The organism is Streptosporangium sp. NPDC004379, assembly GCF_042873875.1.
Lineage (GTDB): Bacteria > Actinomycetota > Actinomycetes > Streptosporangiales > Streptosporangiaceae > Streptosporangium.
On record NZ_JBIAMC010000003.1, the window covers coordinates 21,801 to 36,740 of the forward strand.

A 14,940-nucleotide genomic window follows, 5' to 3' on the forward strand; every position below is an offset into this window, starting at 1 on the left:
ATCCGCCCGGGTCCCGGTTCGCGAGCGGCCCGTCCGGGTCCGGGAACGGCCCGGCGCGGGAACGGCCGGCTCGGGTCGGCTCCCGGGTCATGGCCCGGGGAACGGCCCGCGAGGCGGGCCGGCAGGCCGGAAATCTCATCCAGCACGCCACCCATGGGAACTCCACGGGTGGCGTGTTGTCATTTAGGGCAGAATCGGGGGAATTGGGCTCCTCGACCGCCCGTTGAACCACCCCAGGGGGTGCGCACGTGTTCAAGAAGAACAGGCACGGAATCCAGCTGAAGACGCCCGAACAGCTGGAGAAGATGCGGGCGGCGGGCCTGGTGGTCGGCCGGACGCTGCGACTGCTCCGCGAGAGCGTCCAGCCGGGGATGACCCCGCTGGACCTCGACGGCATCGCGGAGAAGGCCATCAGGGACGAGGGCGCGATCCCCTCCTTCAAGGGTTACCAGGGCTTCCCGGCGACGATCTGCGCGTCGGTGAACAACGAGGTCGTCCACGGGATTCCGAGTGACCGGCGCCCGCTGCGCGAGGGCGACGTCATCTCGATCGACTGCGGGGCCATTCTCGACGGCTGGCACGGCGACTCCGCGATCACGGTTCCGGTGGGCGAGGTGGATCCCAAGCTGACCGAGCTGATGCGGGTCACCGAGGAGGCCATGTGGCGGGGCATCGCCGCGCTCACCGTCGGCCGCCACCTCTCCGACATCGGCCACGAGATCGAGAGGTACGTCCGCTCCCAGGGCCGCTACGGCATCCCCCAGGAGTACGGCGGGCACGGCATCGGAACCGAGATGCACATGGACCCGTGGGTCGCCAACCACGGCCGCCCGGGCCGCGGGCCGCGCTTCGAGGCGGGCATGTGCTTCGCCGTCGAGCCGATGCTGAACCTCGGCACCGACCGGACCAGGGTGCTGGCCGACGACTGGACCGTCGTGACCGTCGACGGAAAGGCGTCCGCGCACTTCGAACACAGCGTCGCGGTGACCGATAATGGTCCGTGGGTACTGACCGCCCTTGACGGGGGGAAAGAGCGGCTTGCCGACCTGTTGGGAGACGCGGGCTAGGCGACCTGCCCGCCGGTGAGCGGATGTGATGCCGATGGCGGTTGGTCCGGAGATGCGTGCCTCTGACGGTGACCGGGACAGGGTCGCCGCGGCGCTGAGAGAGCACTACGCGCAGGGCCGGCTCAGCACGGAGGAGTTCGACGAGCGTCTGGAGCAGCTCTACACCAGCAAGACCTACGGTGAGCTGGCCCGGCTGACCTCCGACCTCCCCGACGTCGACCTGCGGAGCCTCCCCGAGCCCGCCTCCCGGCAGCCGGAGCGCCGTGCGAAGGCCAAGTCCGGCAAGAAGTCCGGCGACATCAGGGAGGCGTGGCAGGTCTGGGCGGTGGCCGTCGCGATCAACTGGGGGATCTGGTTCTTCGTCGGCCTGGTGAGCGGCCTCGACTTCCCCTATCCCTGGCCGCTGTGGGTGATGGGGCCGTGGGGCATGGTCCTGCTGGTCATCACGCTGCTCTCGGCGGGCCGCCGCGGGGACCGCTGACGACACCCCGCCGCCGGGGCCTTTCCGGCGTTGTGCGTGATCTTTACTCCCCGAGGGCCTTGCCCCGCGGGCGACCGGGTACATGATCGCCATTGGTGGGCCGTGAGGTGGGGGTGGGCGATGGGGCCTGGTCGCGACGTCGCGACGTGCGCGAGAGTCCTCGGGATGTGCGCGGCCGCGTTCGTGTTCGCCGGCGGCGCCGCAGCGGGGGACGACGTGAGCGTCACCCCGTCCACGGCCCGTCCGGGACAGCTCGTGATCGTCTCCGTCGACCCGTGCGTCGCCCCCGCGGTCGCCTACTCCGCCGCCTTCGACACCACCTCCGCCCGGCTCGGCGACCACGACGGCGCGATGTACGGCACCGCCCGCGTCAGCTTCGACGCCACCCCCGGCTCCTACGTCGTCACGGTCCGGTGCGTCAGGGGCGGGCCGTACAACGGCATGTTCACGGTGGGCGCGCCGCAGCCCGCCGGACACCCCGGAGGAGAGGCGGGGCGGGAGACGGGGGCGGCGTCCGTCGCCCGGACGCTGTGGCTGTTCGGGGCGCTCGCCATCGTGGTGACGGTGCTGGGAGCGGGGCTGACCCTGGCGAGCGGCCGCAGGGCGCGCGATGCCCGCGAGACCTCGCCGGCGCGTGAGGACGGCCTGATCTGAGGTATCCTGGATAGCGGTTGTGTCAAGGTACCGGCCGTCTGTTTCGCATTTCACCGCCCGGTGCCGTACACTCCTTCTTCGGTTCACTATGACCATTGCGTGTCGGCGGTTTCGCAACCGCCGCTCTCATCGAAGCGCGTGGTCGCGGCTGCTTAGTGTTCCGATGCCTCAGACGACCGATCAGTGAAACGCGAGGGCCATGGCCAAGAAAGACGGCGCCATCGAGATCGAGGGCACTGTGGTTGAGTCGCTCCCGAACGCGATGTTCCGGGTGCAACTCGACAACGGCCACAAGGTCCTGGCCCACATCAGCGGGCGGATGCGAATGCATTACATCCGGATCCTTCCCGACGACCGGGTTGTCGTCGAACTGAGCCCCTACGACCTCAGTCGTGGGCGGATCGTCTACCGATACAAGTAAGCGTCTGAGGGACGAATTAGGACTATGAAGGTCAAGCCGAGCGTCAAGAAGATCTGCGACAAGTGCAAGGTGATCCGCCGGCACGGTCGCGTCATGGTGATCTGCGACAACCTGCGCCACAAGCAGCGCCAGGGCTAGTCGCAGAACAAGGCCTTACATGAGTCCGCTCCACGTGGCGGACTCGTCCCATGTGGGGCCGTAAAACGCAAGCGCGTCTCACGCCCGCGCAGGCGGCCCGCATCGGGCCGGACCACGCGGGAGACCCCCGGTCGGAGGCCGGGGCCCTCGCCCCTGGGCATGGGGAGGGGCAGTGCGGCGCAGGACCTCCGCCACAACGAAGGAGAATGCCCGACCATGGCTCGCCTGGTTGGCGTCGACCTCCCCCGCGACAAGCGGCTGGAGATCGCTCTCACCTACATTTACGGAATCGGCCGCACCCGCGCGCTGGAGGCCCTCGCGGCCACCGGCGTGAACGGCGACCTTCGCGTTCACCAGCTCACGGACGACGAGCTCGTCCCGCTGCGTGACTACATCGAGGCCAACTTCAAGATCGAAGGTGACCTCCGCCGCGAGGTCCAGGCCGACATCCGCCGCAAGATCGAGATTCAGTGCTACCAGGGCATCCGGCACCGCCGCGGCCTTCCCGTGCACGGTCAGCGCACGCAGACCAACGCGCGTACCCGCAAGGGCAAGAAGAAGACCGTCGCCGGCAAGAAGAAGCCCGGTAAGAAGTAGTCCGCGTAGCCGCAGGACCGAAGACCTCAGGAGTGAAGGCAAGCTATGCCTCCTAAGAGCCGCCAGGGCGCGCCCAAGAAGGTGCGTCGCAAGGAAAAGAAGAACGTCGCTCATGGGCACGCCCACATCAAGAGCACGTTCAACAACACGATCGTTTCGATCACCGACCCGAACGGGAACGTGATCTCCTGGGCCAGCGCCGGCCACGTCGGGTTCAAGGGCTCTCGCAAGTCCACCCCGTTCGCCGCCCAGATGGCCGCCGAGAACGCCGCCCGCCGCGCCATGGAGCACGGCATGCGCAAGGTCGACGTCTTCGTCAAGGGCCCCGGCTCCGGCCGTGAGACCGCGATCCGCTCGCTGCAGGCGACCGGGCTCGAGGTCGGGTCCATCCAGGACGTCACCCCCGTGCCGCACAACGGCTGCCGTCCGCCCAAGCGCCGTCGCGTCTGACGCCCAGGAGAAGATAGAAAATGGCTCGTTACACGGGTGCGGACTGCAAGCTCTGCCGCAGGGAGAAGACCAAGCTCTTCCTCAAGGGCAAGAAGTGCGAGTCCGCGAAGTGCCCCATCGAGATCCGTCCTTACCCGCCGGGTGAGCACGGCCGCGGCCGTCCGAAGGAGTCTGAGTACCAGCTCCAGCTTCGTGAGAAGCAGAAGACCCGCCGCATCTACGGCATCCTCGAGAAGCAGTTCCGCAACTACTACGAGGAAGCCAACCGCAAGGGCGGCAAGACCGGCGAGAACCTCCTCCAGATCCTGGAGAGCCGTCTCGACAACGTGGTCTACCGCGCCGGTTTCGCCGAGTCCCGCGACGCCGCCCGTCAGCAGGTGCGCCACGGCCACTTCCTGGTGAACGGCAAGAAGGTCGACATCCCGTCGTACCGCGTGCGCGAGCACGACATCGTCGAGGTGCGGGAGCGTTCGCGCAACCTGCTGCCCTACGAGGTCGCCCGCGCCACCGCCGGTGACCGGACCTTCCCGGCCTGGCTGGGTGTGGCCCCCGAGGCCATGCGCGTCCTGGTCCACCAGCTCCCGGTCCGCCAGCAGATCGACACGCAGGTCCAGGAGCAGCTGATCGTCGAGCTCTACTCCAAGTAGCGCTCACACGGGTGCCGTACGGCTCAGCCGTACGGCACCTATGCTGTTTGTAACGAGCGACGTCAAATAGCGGGCGTCGCCATGCAAGGGGAGAACCCACATGCTGATCGCTCAGCGTCCGACCCTCCTTGAGGAGTCCCTCGAGGAGACCCGCTCCAAGTTCGTCATCGAGCCGCTGGAGCCGGGCTTCGGTTACACCATCGGCAACTCGCTGCGCCGCACGCTGCTGTCGTCCATCCCGGGCGCGGCCGTGACGAGCATCCGCATCGAGGGCGTGCTGCACGAGTTCTCGACCGTTCCGGGGGTCAAGGAGGATGTCACCGACATCATCCTGAACCTCAAGGAGCTGGTCGTGTCCTCCGAGCACGACGAGCCGGTCGTGATGTACCTGCGCAAGCAGGGCCCCGGTGACGTCACCGCCGCCGACATCGCGCCCCCCGCGGGCGTCGAGGTGCACAACCCCGAGCTGCGCATCGCCACCCTGAACGGCAAGGCGAAGCTGGAGATGGAGCTGACCGTCGAGCGCGGTCGCGGCTACGTCTCCGCCGCGCAGAACAAGCAGCCGGGCCAGGAGATCGGCCGGATCCCGATCGACTCCATCTACTCCCCGGTGCTCAAGGTCACCTACAAGGTCGAGGCGACCCGTGTCGAGCAGCGCACCGACTTCGACCGTCTGATCCTGGACGTCGAGACCAAGCCGTGCATGAAGCCCCGCGACGCGGTGGCCTCGGCCGGCAAGACCCTCGTCGAGCTGTTCGGTCTCGCCCGCGAGCTGAACGTCGAGGCCGAGGGCATCGACATCGGCCCGTCGCCGACGGACGCGGCCCTGGCCGCCGACCTGGCGCTGCCGATCGAGGAGCTGAACCTCACGGTCCGCTCCTACAACTGCCTCAAGCGCGAGGGCATCCACACCGTGGGTGAGCTCGTGGCCCGCAGCGAGCAGGACCTCCTGGACATCCGCAACTTCGGTGCGAAGTCCATCGAGGAGGTCAAGCAGAAGCTGCACGAGATGACGCTCGCGCTCAAGGACTCCCCGCCCGGGTTCGACCCGACCGCGGTGGCCGGCGGCGGCTACGACGACGACGACAGCGCGTACGTCGAGACCGAGCAGTACTGAGTTTCATCAATCGGGGGCCACTGAGGCCCGCCGGCCCGACCCCGGTACCTCGTACGGCCGGGGCGGGTTAACTACAAGGAGATCGAAATGCCTCAGCCCGCCAAGGGTGCCCGTCTCGGTGGAAGCCCCGCTCACGAGCGGCTGATCCTGTCGAACCTGGCCACTCAGCTGTTCCAGCACGGCCGGATCACCACCACGGTCGCCAAGGCCAAGCGGCTCCGCCCGCTGGCCGAGCGGCTGATCACCAAGGCGAAGAAGGGCGACATCCACAACCGTCGCCAGGTGATGACCATCGTCCGCGACAAGGGCGTCGTCCACCACCTGTTCACGGAGATCGCCCCGACCTTCGCCGAGCGTCCCGGTGGCTACACCCGGATCACCAAGATCGGCAACCGTAAGGGCGACGCCGCCCCGATGGCCGTCATCGAGCTGGTGTCCGAGCCGCTGAACACGGTCCGCACCACCGCGGCCCCGGCGACCCCGGCCCCCAAGGCCGAGGAGACCAAGGTCGAGGAGACCAAGGTCGAGGAGACCGAGGAGACCCCGGCTGAGGAGACCGCCGAGGCTCCGAAGGCCGAGGAGACCGAGGCCAAGAAGGACGAAGCCTGATCCGTCAGGCCCGCTGAACGGGCCCGGCATCCCTTTCCCGGGTGCCGGGCCCGTTCCACGTTCATCAGGGGACTCAGGAGCTCAAGGACTCGGGTGCTCAAGGACTCGGGCGCTCAAGGGCTTGAAGGCGCTCAAGGGAGGAACATCGTGGTACGGCTGCGCCTGGACCTCGCCTACGACGGCACCGACTTCTCCGGCTGGGCCAGGCAGCCGGGTCGGCGGACGGTCCAGGGGGAGATCGAGGAGGCGCTCGGGAAGGTCCTCAGGGTCCCCGATCCGCCGGCGCTGACCGTGGCCGGCCGGACCGACGCGGGGGTCCATGCCCGGGGCCAGGTGGCGCACGTGGACGTGGACGCCGCGATGCTGGGCGCACTGGACAGCCGGCACCGCCGGACCGAGCCCCTCCCCGGTCCCGAGACGGCGGAGGGCGTCGCCGTACGGCTGCCCGTGCTGCGCCGCAGGCTCGCCGGGATCCTCCCGCCGGACGTCAGGGTGCACGGCGTCACGGCGGCCCCGGAGGGCTTCGACGCGCGGTTCTCCGCGGTGTCCCGCCGCTACGCCTACCGGGTCTGCGACGCCGCCGGCGGGGTGGACCCGCTCCGCCGTCACGAGGTCGTCTGGTACGGCCGGCCCCTCGATCTCGGCAGACTGAACGAGGCGGCGCGAACCCTGCTCGGCGAGCACGACTTCGCCGCGTTCTGCAAGAAGCGCGAGGGAGCCACCACGATCCGCGAACTGCAGCGGCTCGACTGGGTGCGAGAGGGCGACCTCCTCGTGGCCACCGTGGTGGCCGACGCGTTCTGCCACTCGATGGTCCGCGCGCTCATCGGGGCGCTGCTGCCCGTCGGCGAGGGCCGCCTGCCGGTGGGCTGGCCGGGCGGGGTGCTGACGCGGGCCGTGCGCGACTCCGGGGTGCGCGTCGCGCCGGCGCACGGCCTCTGCCTGGAGGAGGTGCGCTACCCCGAGCCCGGGGAGCTGGCCCGGCGGGCCAAGGAGACCCGCCGGGTGCGCACGCTCAGTCGGTGACGGACGCGCCGCCGGTCTGACCGGCCTGCCCCGCGACCGCGCGCTTCTCGACGGCCTTGGCGGTCGCGTCCCGGAAGGCCCCGCTGACCCTGCCGAGGACCTTCTCCTTGGCGGTCGGGGTGTGGCCGTCGCTGAAGGTGGCGTAGCTGAAGACGATGTAGCGGCCCCACACCATCCCCGACGCGTAGCCGCCCGCGATGCTCACGCGTTCGGCCCCGGATCCGGCGGCCCCGGACAGGCCGCGGAACCACAGGTTGGTGCCGAGGTTCTTCTCCTGGTCGGCCGCGATGGCCGACGCCCGGTCGGGCAGCACGGCGATCCCGGTGGTCACGGCGTACTTCCGCTTCTTGTCCACGTACGTCGCGCGCAGCACCTGCCGGCAGTCGCGGTTGCTCAGCGCGCTGGCGAACTTCCCGGCCGCCGCCTCCTGGCACTGCTTGGCGACGTCGGTCTTGACCCGGACGAAGGTGGCCGAGCCCACGGTGACCTTCTTGGTGAAGGCATCCGTCACGGTCATCTTGCCGGGGTCGGTCTTCTCCGAGTTGATCACCTGGGCGTCGGTCAGCTGAGGTTCCTCCGTGGCCGCCGGGGGGTCCGTGGGACCGGTGTCCCCGGCGGTGGGGGCCGGTTGGGCCACGGCCGGCGGTTTCGGATCGTCGGAGGACCGCTGGACGAGGACGACGCCGGTGCCGACGCCGGCCGCCAGGACCACCGCCGCGGCCGCCAGGATCACGACCCGGTTCCGCCGGGTGGCGGGGGGCGCGGCCTGCGGGGCGAACTGGACGGGAACCATCGCCGAGGGTGGGGTGAAGGGGCCGCGCTCCTGCGCGACCGCCTGTATCGGGACGGGCGGCTGGGCCGTCTGCGCCGCGGGGATGGGCGGGAAGAGCGGCGGCAGCTCGGGTATGCCGCCCGGCGGGGCCGCCTCCCCGGCCGGCGCGGGACCGGCGGGCAGAGGGCCGGGGGGCAAGGGAGAGGCCTCAGATGCCTCGGAGGCCGCCGAGTCCTCGCGCGCCGGGTGCGGCGCGCCCGGTGGGGACTGCCCGGCGGGCGCCTGCGAGGCCGCCTCCGGCGTCGCGTCCGGTACGGCGGAAGCCGCGGGGACGGCGCCGGGGGAGCCGGGAGGCGCGGGGACGGCGCCGGGGGAGCCGGCGGCGGCCGCTCCTGCGGCCGCCTGATCCTGGTCGGGCACGCGCGGGGGGACGGTCCCCCCCGCGGGCGCGTCCTGCCCGGGGCCCGCGGGCCCGGCGGGCCGTTCCGCGGCGGCCGCACCGCCGGACCCGGCCTCGGCGGCGGGGTCGCCCCCGGGGCCGTCCGCGCCGGGTGGCCGGACGGCGACGCCGCCCGGCCCGCCGGGACGGCCCGCGGCGTCGTCGTGCTCGGTCCAGACCGGCTCGCCGGTGGCGGCAGGCCACCGCGGGCCGTCATGGGCCCCGGGTTCGGTGGAGGGCCAGACCTGCATCCCGGCGGCGGCCGCGGTGAAGGCGGGCGGCGGCTGCCAGGGCGGGGCCCCCGGCACGATCGGCGCGGTGGTCAGCGGGACGGGTGACCCGCCGCCGGGGCCGCCGGGCTGCTCCGGAGCCGGCGGGGCCGCCCACGCCGGGCCGGACGGAGAGGGAGCGGATGTGCCCGCCGCTCCCGCCTGCGGGGCCCAGGGTGGTGAGGAGGGGTCCCGAGGAGCCTCCTGAGGGGATTGCGGAGCCGCCGCCCACGGAGGAGCCCCGGAGCCGCCGCCCTGGGCGCTCTGGGCGTTCTGAGGGCTCTGCGGGCTCTGCGGGGTCGCGGGGCCCGCCCACGGCGGCCCGGAGCGCCCCGGCGGCGCGGGCGCCCCGGGCTGCGGGACGCTGGGCCGCGAGGCAGGGGGCTGCGGCGGATGGAAGGACTGTGGAGGCTGGGAGGGCCGTGGGGCCTGCGCCTCGTCGTCGGGGTCGGCGTACCAGTCGTAGGGGGCGCCGTCGTCGGGGACCGTCCACGGCTGGGCCGCGCCCGGAGCCTGCTCCGGCCACGCCGAGGGGTCCCGGGACTGGTCGTAGGGCTGGTCGTCACCTGAGGGGGCGGTCCGCTGCACCGGCGGCGAAGGCTGGCCGAAACTCGGCGGAGGCGTCGTCGGTGCGGCCGAACGTTCGGCTTCGCGTTCGTGCTCGGACCCGGATTCCTGGCCACGCATACGGGGAAGCGTAGCGATAGCCGCAAGATCGTCAGGCGGGTATGGGCGTCCGGGGCCGTATCGGCCCGCCCGTCTCCCGGCCGGAGACAGGCGGGCGAGCCCTCCGTCAGGGGCGCTTGCCGGTCAGCGAGCGTGCCTCCAGCGCGGGCGTGACGGTCGCGTCGACGGCCCCGAAGGCCGCCTGGTTCAGCTTCTTGACCTCGGTCTTCTTCGGCAGATGCCCGTCTTTGTACTGGAACCAGACCAGCACGGCGTAGTGGCCGTGGGTCCATCCGCCGGCGAACGCCTCGCCGCTGCCGAGAGATTTGGTGACTTTGTCCTTACCGGGCAGCGCCTTGAGATATTCCTCCAGGGATTTGCCCCGCACCGTGGAGACGACCTTGGACGCCGAGGCCGAGGTCTTGAGATTGGCGACCCCGACGGTGCCGATGATCTTCCCCGAGGCGTCGCGGAAGCTGGCCCGCAGCAGCTGGTTGCATTTGCCGCCGGTCAGTGCCTTCTGCAGCTTGTCGCCCACCACGGCGTCCTTGCACTTGGTGTCGTTCCTGCGGATGGTCATCTCGAACCTCTGGCCGCCGTGCGCGACCTTCTTCCGCTTGAACAGCTCGTCGAGGGTGAGCCTGCCGGGGTCGGTGGTCCGCGAGGCGGCGAACCCGAACTTGCCGTCCGGCACGTCGGGCAGCTGCGCGCCCGAGCTCTCGGCCGGCGGGCTCGCGGTGGCGGACGGCGGGACGTCGTCGGAGCCGGCGAGGGCCGCCAGGCCGAACCCGGCGGCGACCAGCACGGCGAGCCCGGCCCCGATGAAGATGAACGGCCGGTAGGAGCGGGGGCCCTCGTCGTAGGGGCTCCACATCGCCTGGCGCGGCTGCTCGGGCGCTCCGGCCGGCTCCCCGGTGGCGCGGGGGGACCCCGTGCGCCGCCGGGAGGTCCGCTCGTACGGCGCGGCGCCGGACCCGGCGTCCTCCCCGGCGGGCGACTCCCCGGCGGACGGTGCGGCCTCGTGGCGTTCCGGGGGCGGTTGCGGCGCGCCGTACGGCTGCCCGGATCCGCCGCGGGGCTCGGAGGCACCGTACGGCTGCCCGGATCCGCCGCGGGGCTCGGAGGCGTCGTACGGCTGTTCGGAGGGCCTGCCCGGTGAGGCGAACCAGCCGCCGTCACCGGTGGGCGTGACCCCGGGCCGGTCGTGCGGCGGGGACCCTGGCGGGTGCTCACCGCGCGAGGGCGGCGTCGGCGCGTCGGGCAGGACGTACGGCTGGCGGCGCGGCGGTTCACCGGGAAAACCCATGCGCCGAGACTAGGCCATGTGCTTCAGATCTTCCGCCCGCCCGCGGCCCGCCCGCGCGGATCGGCCCGGGGCCCCGCCGGGGCCCCCCTCCCCGCGGCGCGGGTCTAGCTGTAGCCGAAATCCTGCGTCCACCAGGGGCCGTCCGGGCCCTCGGCGAGCCCGACCCCGGTGGCGGCGAGCCTGCAGTCGAGGATGTTGCGCCGGTGGCCGGGGTTGGCCATCCAGTTGCGGACCGTTTCGGCGGCGGTGAAGTAGCCGCGGCCGATGTTCTCGGCGCCGCCGTCGCGGTAGCGGGCCGCCTCCATCCGCTTCCAGGGCGAGGCGCCGTCGGGGGAGTTGTGGGAGAAGAGCCCGCTGGCCGCCATCTCGGCGGAGTGGACCCGGGCGGACCTGACCAGCCGCGCGTCGATCCGCAGCGGCGCGCAGCCGGCCCGCCTGCGCTGGGCGTTGGTCAGCCGGACGACGTCGCGCTCCATCGCGCTCAGGGACGTCATGACCCGGGTCGTGCCCGTGTCGTCGCCGTTGAGATAGCGGGGGGCGTCCTCGGTGGGGTCGGTGAGGGGGTGGCGCGGGCCCCTGCTGGCACGCGCGGTGGGCCGTGGCGAGGACGTCACGGGGGCGGTGGGGCGCACGACCCGGGCGAGCGGGCCCCGGCCGTCGGGCCGCCCTCCGGCGGCCGAGGGAGAGGGGCGCGCCGGGTCGGCGTTGTTCAGGTACACCTGGCCGGTGGTCGTCGTCTCGCGGCTGTTCCTGCCGAGCAGGAACCCCAGCAGCAGAACGAGGGTCAGGCATGCGAACAGCCCCATGCGGCGAAGGCTGGACCGATGGGTGCGCCGGGCGTGAGGGGACTGCCACATACCGCTGTCAAAGATAGAGATGTTTCGTAAGAGGAAGAAGAGAATGCCCGGAACGTAGCGGAACCGTTCTGGTGAGTCGGGTGCGGCGATCCCGGAGCAGTCGCCTGGCATGGGTACACTGGTCGCAGGCACCGGCGTGTGGCCGGGTCTCTTTGACCCGTGCCCTCCATCACCGGTACCCTCTTAGTTTGTTGTGTGCGAATTGGTCTCCTTCGTCAAGACCGATACGCGGCGCGTCCGGCGTCATCTCCTGAAGGCTGGGAGACGGAAGGTCCGGGCTGTCGTGTGCCCGCACCTACCGACCAAGCCGCTGTCGTTTCCGACAGTCCCGAAGACGCGAGCAAAGAAGGCATACGACCGTGCGCACGTACACACCCAAGCCTGCTGAAGTCGAGCGTCAGTGGCACATCATCGATGCCACCGACATCGTGCTCGGCCGGCTGGCAAGCCACGTCGCGATCCTGCTTCGCGGTAAGCACAAGCCGACCTTCGCCAACCACGTCGACACCGGTGACTTCGTGATCGTCATCAACGCCGACAAGGTCGCCCTGACCGGCAACAAGCTGGAGCAGAAGAAGGCTTACCGCCACTCGGGCTACCCCGGCGGTCTGCGTTCCATGACCTACGGCGAGCTCATGGACAAGCGTCCTGACCGCGCCGTCGAGAAGGCCGTGCGGGGCATGCTCCCCAAGAACGCCCTCGGCCGAAAGATGATCAAGAAGCTCAAGGTCTACGCCGGCTCCGAGCACCCGCACCAGGCTCAGAGGCCGGTGCCGTTCGAGCTGAACCAGATCGCCCAGTAGTCGCCCAGCTGCTTATCGCCAGCAGCGCCGGTCCGACGGCCGGCGCCAAGTAGGAAAGTAAGAGGAGAACCGTGGCTGAGCCCACCGGTGTCGAGACGCCCGTCGAGGGTGAGCAGGAAACGTTTCTGTCGGAGGAGTTCCCCTCCGAGTACACCACCGAGTCCGTTGCCGGCGGCGAGGCCGCCGTCCGCAAGCCCATCACGACGGGCAACTCCTACGGCACCGGCCGCCGCAAGGAGGCCGTCGCCCGCGTCCGCATCGTGCCGGGCACCGGCAAGTGGACGATCAACGGCCGTCCGCTGGACGTCTACTTCCCGAACAAGGTCCACCAGCAGATCGTCAACGAGCCCTTCGTGACGCTCGGCGCCGAGGACCAGTTCGACGTCATCGCCCGCATCGACGGCGGCGGCGTGACCGGCCAGGCCGGCGCCCTGCGCATGGGCCTCTCCCGTGCGCTGGCCACGCTGGACGTCGAGGTCAACCGCCCGCCGCTGAAGAAGGCCGGCTTCCTGACCCGTGACGCCCGCGCCACCGAGCGCAAGAAGTACGGCCTCAAGAAGGCCCGCAAGGCTCCGCAGTACAGCAAGCGTTAAGTTGGGGCGCCTCTTCGGCACCGACGGGGTCCGTGGGGTCGCGGGAAGCGACCTCACGGCCGAGCTGGCCATGGAGCTGTCCGTGGCCGCGGCTCATGTCCTCGGCGACGCCGGAGCGTTCAACGCCGGTACGGGGCGGCACGACCGCCCCGTCGCGGTCGTGGGCCGGGACCCGCGGGCTTCAGGAGAGTTCCTGGAGGCCGCCGTGGTCGCCGGCCTCGCGTCGTCCGGCGTGGACGTCCTCCGGCTCGGCGTGCTGCCCACCCCGGCGGTCGCTTACCTCACCACGGCTCTCGGAGCCGACACGGGCGTGATGATCACCGCCTCCCACAACCCCGCCCCCGACAACGGGATCAAGTTCCTCACCCGCACCGGTCACAAGCTGCCCGACGCGGTGGAGAACGAGATCGAGCGGCGCCTCGGCGAGAAGTGGGACCGCCCGGCCGGCGCCGCGGTCGGCCGCGTGCGCGAGGCGTACGGCGAGGCCGACCGTTACGTGTCCCATCTGCTGTCCACCATGACGGGCCGTCTGGACGGCCTGCGGGTGGTCGTCGACTGCGCCAACGGCGCGGCCCACGTGGTCGCCCCCGAGGTTCTGCGCAGGGCCGGCGCGACGGTCGAGACCATCGGCGCGAGCCCGGACGGTCTCAACATCAACGCCGGGGTCGGCTCCACCCATCTGGAGCGGCTCCAGGAGGCCGTGGTCTCCGGCGGGGCCGACGTCGGCATCGCCTACGACGGCGACGCCGACCGCTGCCTGGCGGTGGCGCACACCGGCGAGGTGGTCGACGGTGACCAGATCATGGCGGTGCTCGCCCTGGCGTTGCGCGCCGAGGGCAGGCTGGCGGCCGACACCGTGGTCGCAACGGTCATGTCCAACCTGGGCTTCAAGATCGCCATGCGGAACGCCGGCATCGAGGTGGTCGAGACCGCCGTGGGCGACCGCTACGTGCTGGAGGCCATGAAGGCGGGCGGCTACAACCTCGGCGGCGAGCAGTCGGGTCATGTCCTGATGCTCGACCACGCCACCACCGGCGACGGCGTGCTGACCTCCCTCCATCTGCTGCAGACGGTCGCCCGCGAGGGCAGGCCACTGGCGGAGCTCGCCTCGGTGATGACCCGGATGCCGCAGGTCCTGATCAACGTCAAGGACGTCGACCGGACCAAGGCCTCGGTTCCGGAGCTGTCGGCGGCGGTCGCCGTGGCGGAGTCGGAGCTCGGGGAGACCGGCCGGGTCCTGATCCGGCCGAGCGGCACCGAGCCGATGATCCGCGTCATGGTCGAGGCCGCCTCGGCGGAGCAGGCCGAGCTGATGGCGGACCGCCTGGCCCAGGTCGTCCGCACGGCCTGCGCCTGACCACCGGACCGCCGGAGCGTTCGAACGAAGGGGGGCGGGGGGGCCGGGGGGACCCCCCGGCCCCCCCCCCCCCCGCCCCCGGGGGGGCGCGCGGCGGGGGGCGGGGGGCCGCCCCCCCCCCCCCCCCCCCCCGGCCCCCCCCCCCGGGGCCGGCCGGGGGGGGGGGGGCCCGGCCCCCCCCCGCCCCCCCCCGCCCCCCTTCGTCACGAGTGGGAATGGAGCTGGCCGTCGAGCGTCCAGATGCCGACCTCCACCCCGGTCACCCTGCTCCGATAGAGCTCCCGTTCCGTGAGAATGCAGAGGTCTCCCAGGCCGAGTTTCGCCATCACGTGATCGGAGAACGGTGTTCCGGTGCCGGCTCCGGCGAGGAGCCGCCGGAGGAAGTCCTCTCCCCACTCGACGGTGTGCAGGACCCAGGGTGCCTGGCCGGTGATGACCAGTTCGAGGAGCTGCTGAAGCCTCTCGGCGCGATCCCTGCGAATCCGGCCGTCCGGGAGCTGGGCGATGTGGTTGCCCGTCTCGATCACCGCGGTGACGGGCAGGATGAGGTCGCAGTCCCTCTTCTCTTCCCGCCACTGCCGTACCACGTTCTTCCGGCTCTGGTTCTTACCGGGGACGTCGAGGATGTTGCAGAGCACCGACGTGTCGACGAACTCCACCCTGCGTCTCAC

The 14,940-nt window shown here is 71.4% G+C and carries 18 protein-coding genes; 14 read left to right on the forward strand and 4 right to left on the reverse strand.

The features are described 5' to 3' along the window. Window positions 1–248: 248 nt before the first annotated feature. The 11 genes from map to truA all read left to right on the forward strand — a co-directional run bounded on the left by map (window position 249) and on the right by truA (window position 7,207). Window positions 249–1,067, forward strand: a complete 819-nt coding sequence (map, locus tag ACFYSC_RS07390; RefSeq protein WP_362942242.1) for a type I methionyl aminopeptidase — start codon at window positions 249–251, stop codon at window positions 1,065–1,067. Between the two features lie 52 nt (window positions 1,068–1,119). Beyond that, complete coding sequence (locus tag ACFYSC_RS07395) at window positions 1,120–1,548, forward strand: DUF1707 domain-containing protein (protein ID WP_389957999.1); 429 nt, start codon at window positions 1,120–1,122, stop codon at window positions 1,546–1,548. Between the two features lie 165 nt (window positions 1,549–1,713). Beyond that, window positions 1,714–2,202, forward strand: coding sequence for a hypothetical protein (locus ACFYSC_RS07400; RefSeq protein ID WP_389958002.1), 489 nt, complete (start codon window positions 1,714–1,716; stop codon window positions 2,200–2,202). Window positions 2,203–2,401: 199 nt separating this feature from the next. Then, window positions 2,402–2,623 (forward strand): translation initiation factor IF-1, encoded by a 222-nt coding sequence (gene infA / locus ACFYSC_RS07405; RefSeq protein WP_012887858.1) that lies wholly within the window; start codon window positions 2,402–2,404, stop codon window positions 2,621–2,623. 24 nt (window positions 2,624–2,647) lie between these two features. Beyond that, window positions 2,648–2,761, forward strand: coding sequence for a 50S ribosomal protein L36 (gene rpmJ, locus ACFYSC_RS07410; RefSeq protein ID WP_003956441.1), 114 nt, complete (start codon window positions 2,648–2,650; stop codon window positions 2,759–2,761). A gap of 216 nt (window positions 2,762–2,977) precedes the next feature. Next, on the forward strand, window positions 2,978–3,358 hold the full coding sequence (gene rpsM / locus ACFYSC_RS07415) for a 30S ribosomal protein S13 (RefSeq protein WP_362942251.1): 381 nt from the start codon (window positions 2,978–2,980) through the stop codon (window positions 3,356–3,358). 45 nt (window positions 3,359–3,403) lie between these two features. Continuing rightward, a complete protein-coding gene (gene rpsK / locus ACFYSC_RS07420; RefSeq protein ID WP_020542285.1) occupies window positions 3,404–3,808 on the forward strand; it encodes a 30S ribosomal protein S11 in 405 nt (134 codons plus the stop codon). Between the two features lie 20 nt (window positions 3,809–3,828). Beyond that, window positions 3,829–4,455 (forward strand): 30S ribosomal protein S4, encoded by a 627-nt coding sequence (gene rpsD, locus ACFYSC_RS07425; protein ID WP_362942254.1) that lies wholly within the window; start codon window positions 3,829–3,831, stop codon window positions 4,453–4,455. Window positions 4,456–4,555: 100 nt separating this feature from the next. Continuing rightward, window positions 4,556–5,572, forward strand: a complete 1,017-nt coding sequence (locus tag ACFYSC_RS07430) for a DNA-directed RNA polymerase subunit alpha (RefSeq protein WP_362942257.1) — start codon at window positions 4,556–4,558, stop codon at window positions 5,570–5,572. A gap of 87 nt (window positions 5,573–5,659) precedes the next feature. Beyond that, complete coding sequence (rplQ, locus tag ACFYSC_RS07435) at window positions 5,660–6,181, forward strand: 50S ribosomal protein L17 (RefSeq protein ID WP_389958008.1); 522 nt, start codon at window positions 5,660–5,662, stop codon at window positions 6,179–6,181. 147 nt (window positions 6,182–6,328) lie between these two features. Continuing rightward, a complete protein-coding gene (gene truA / locus ACFYSC_RS07440; protein ID WP_389958010.1) occupies window positions 6,329–7,207 on the forward strand; it encodes a tRNA pseudouridine(38-40) synthase TruA in 879 nt (292 codons plus the stop codon). On the opposite strand, the gene ACFYSC_RS07445 is transcribed toward truA, so the two are convergent. From ACFYSC_RS07445 to ACFYSC_RS07455, 3 genes are all read right to left on the reverse strand, one after another. Next, complete coding sequence (locus tag ACFYSC_RS07445) at window positions 7,197–9,374, reverse strand: hypothetical protein (protein ID WP_389958012.1); 2,178 nt, start codon at window positions 9,372–9,374, stop codon at window positions 7,197–7,199. The genes truA and ACFYSC_RS07445 overlap by 11 nt on opposite strands. Before the next feature lie 106 nt (window positions 9,375–9,480). Beyond that, entirely contained in the window at window positions 9,481–10,659 is a 1,179-nt protein-coding gene (locus tag ACFYSC_RS07450; protein WP_389958014.1) for a hypothetical protein, read from the reverse strand. A 104-nt stretch (window positions 10,660–10,763) separates the two neighbouring features. Continuing rightward, entirely contained in the window at window positions 10,764–11,465 is a 702-nt protein-coding gene (locus ACFYSC_RS07455) for a CAP domain-containing protein (protein WP_389958017.1), read from the reverse strand. 410 nt (window positions 11,466–11,875) lie between these two features. Here ACFYSC_RS07455 and rplM point away from each other — a divergent pair, with 410 nt between their 5' ends. The 3 genes from rplM (at window position 11,876) to glmM (ending at window position 14,269) form a co-directional block, all read left to right on the forward strand. After that, window positions 11,876–12,319 (forward strand): 50S ribosomal protein L13, encoded by a 444-nt coding sequence (gene rplM / locus ACFYSC_RS07460; RefSeq protein WP_362942275.1) that lies wholly within the window; start codon window positions 11,876–11,878, stop codon window positions 12,317–12,319. A 71-nt stretch (window positions 12,320–12,390) separates the two neighbouring features. Then, window positions 12,391–12,912 carry a 30S ribosomal protein S9 gene (gene rpsI / locus ACFYSC_RS07465; protein ID WP_362942278.1) on the forward strand — a complete coding sequence of 174 codons (522 nt, stop codon included), beginning with the start codon at window positions 12,391–12,393 and terminating at the stop codon, window positions 12,910–12,912. Between the two features lies 1 nt (window position 12,913). Further along, window positions 12,914–14,269: a phosphoglucosamine mutase gene (glmM, locus tag ACFYSC_RS07470; RefSeq protein ID WP_389958021.1), complete on the forward strand. Its 1,356-nt coding sequence runs from the start codon at window positions 12,914–12,916 to the stop codon at window positions 14,267–14,269. 203 nt (window positions 14,270–14,472) lie between these two features. On the opposite strand, the gene ACFYSC_RS07475 is transcribed toward glmM, so the two are convergent. Then, window positions 14,473–14,940, reverse strand: a complete 468-nt coding sequence (locus ACFYSC_RS07475; RefSeq protein ID WP_389958023.1) for a hypothetical protein — start codon at window positions 14,938–14,940, stop codon at window positions 14,473–14,475.

What these genes read in the sequence shown, in the direction of transcription:
- ACFYSC_RS07395 (WP_389957999.1), top strand. Translation starts at nt 1,120, where the DNA reads ATGCGTGCCTCTGACGGTGACCGGGACAGGGTCGCCGCGGCGCTGAGA.
- ACFYSC_RS07400 (WP_389958002.1), top strand. Translation starts at nt 1,714, where the DNA reads ATGTGCGCGGCCGCGTTCGTGTTCGCCGGCGGCGCCGCAGCGGGGGAC.
- infA (WP_012887858.1), top strand. Translation starts at nt 2,402, where the DNA reads ATGGCCAAGAAAGACGGCGCCATCGAGATCGAGGGCACTGTGGTTGAG.
- rpmJ (WP_003956441.1), top strand. Translation starts at nt 2,648, where the DNA reads ATGAAGGTCAAGCCGAGCGTCAAGAAGATCTGCGACAAGTGCAAGGTG.
- rpsM (WP_362942251.1), top strand. Translation starts at nt 2,978, where the DNA reads ATGGCTCGCCTGGTTGGCGTCGACCTCCCCCGCGACAAGCGGCTGGAG.
- rpsK (WP_020542285.1), top strand. Translation starts at nt 3,404, where the DNA reads ATGCCTCCTAAGAGCCGCCAGGGCGCGCCCAAGAAGGTGCGTCGCAAG.
- rpsD (WP_362942254.1), top strand. Translation starts at nt 3,829, where the DNA reads ATGGCTCGTTACACGGGTGCGGACTGCAAGCTCTGCCGCAGGGAGAAG.
- ACFYSC_RS07430 (WP_362942257.1), top strand. Translation starts at nt 4,556, where the DNA reads ATGCTGATCGCTCAGCGTCCGACCCTCCTTGAGGAGTCCCTCGAGGAG.
- rplQ (WP_389958008.1), top strand. Translation starts at nt 5,660, where the DNA reads ATGCCTCAGCCCGCCAAGGGTGCCCGTCTCGGTGGAAGCCCCGCTCAC.
- ACFYSC_RS07445 (WP_389958012.1), bottom strand. Translation starts at nt 9,374, where the DNA reads ATGCGTGGCCAGGAATCCGGGTCCGAGCACGAACGCGAAGCCGAACGT.
- ACFYSC_RS07450 (WP_389958014.1), bottom strand. Translation starts at nt 10,659, where the DNA reads ATGGGTTTTCCCGGTGAACCGCCGCGCCGCCAGCCGTACGTCCTGCCC.
- ACFYSC_RS07455 (WP_389958017.1), bottom strand. Translation starts at nt 11,465, where the DNA reads ATGGGGCTGTTCGCATGCCTGACCCTCGTTCTGCTGCTGGGGTTCCTG.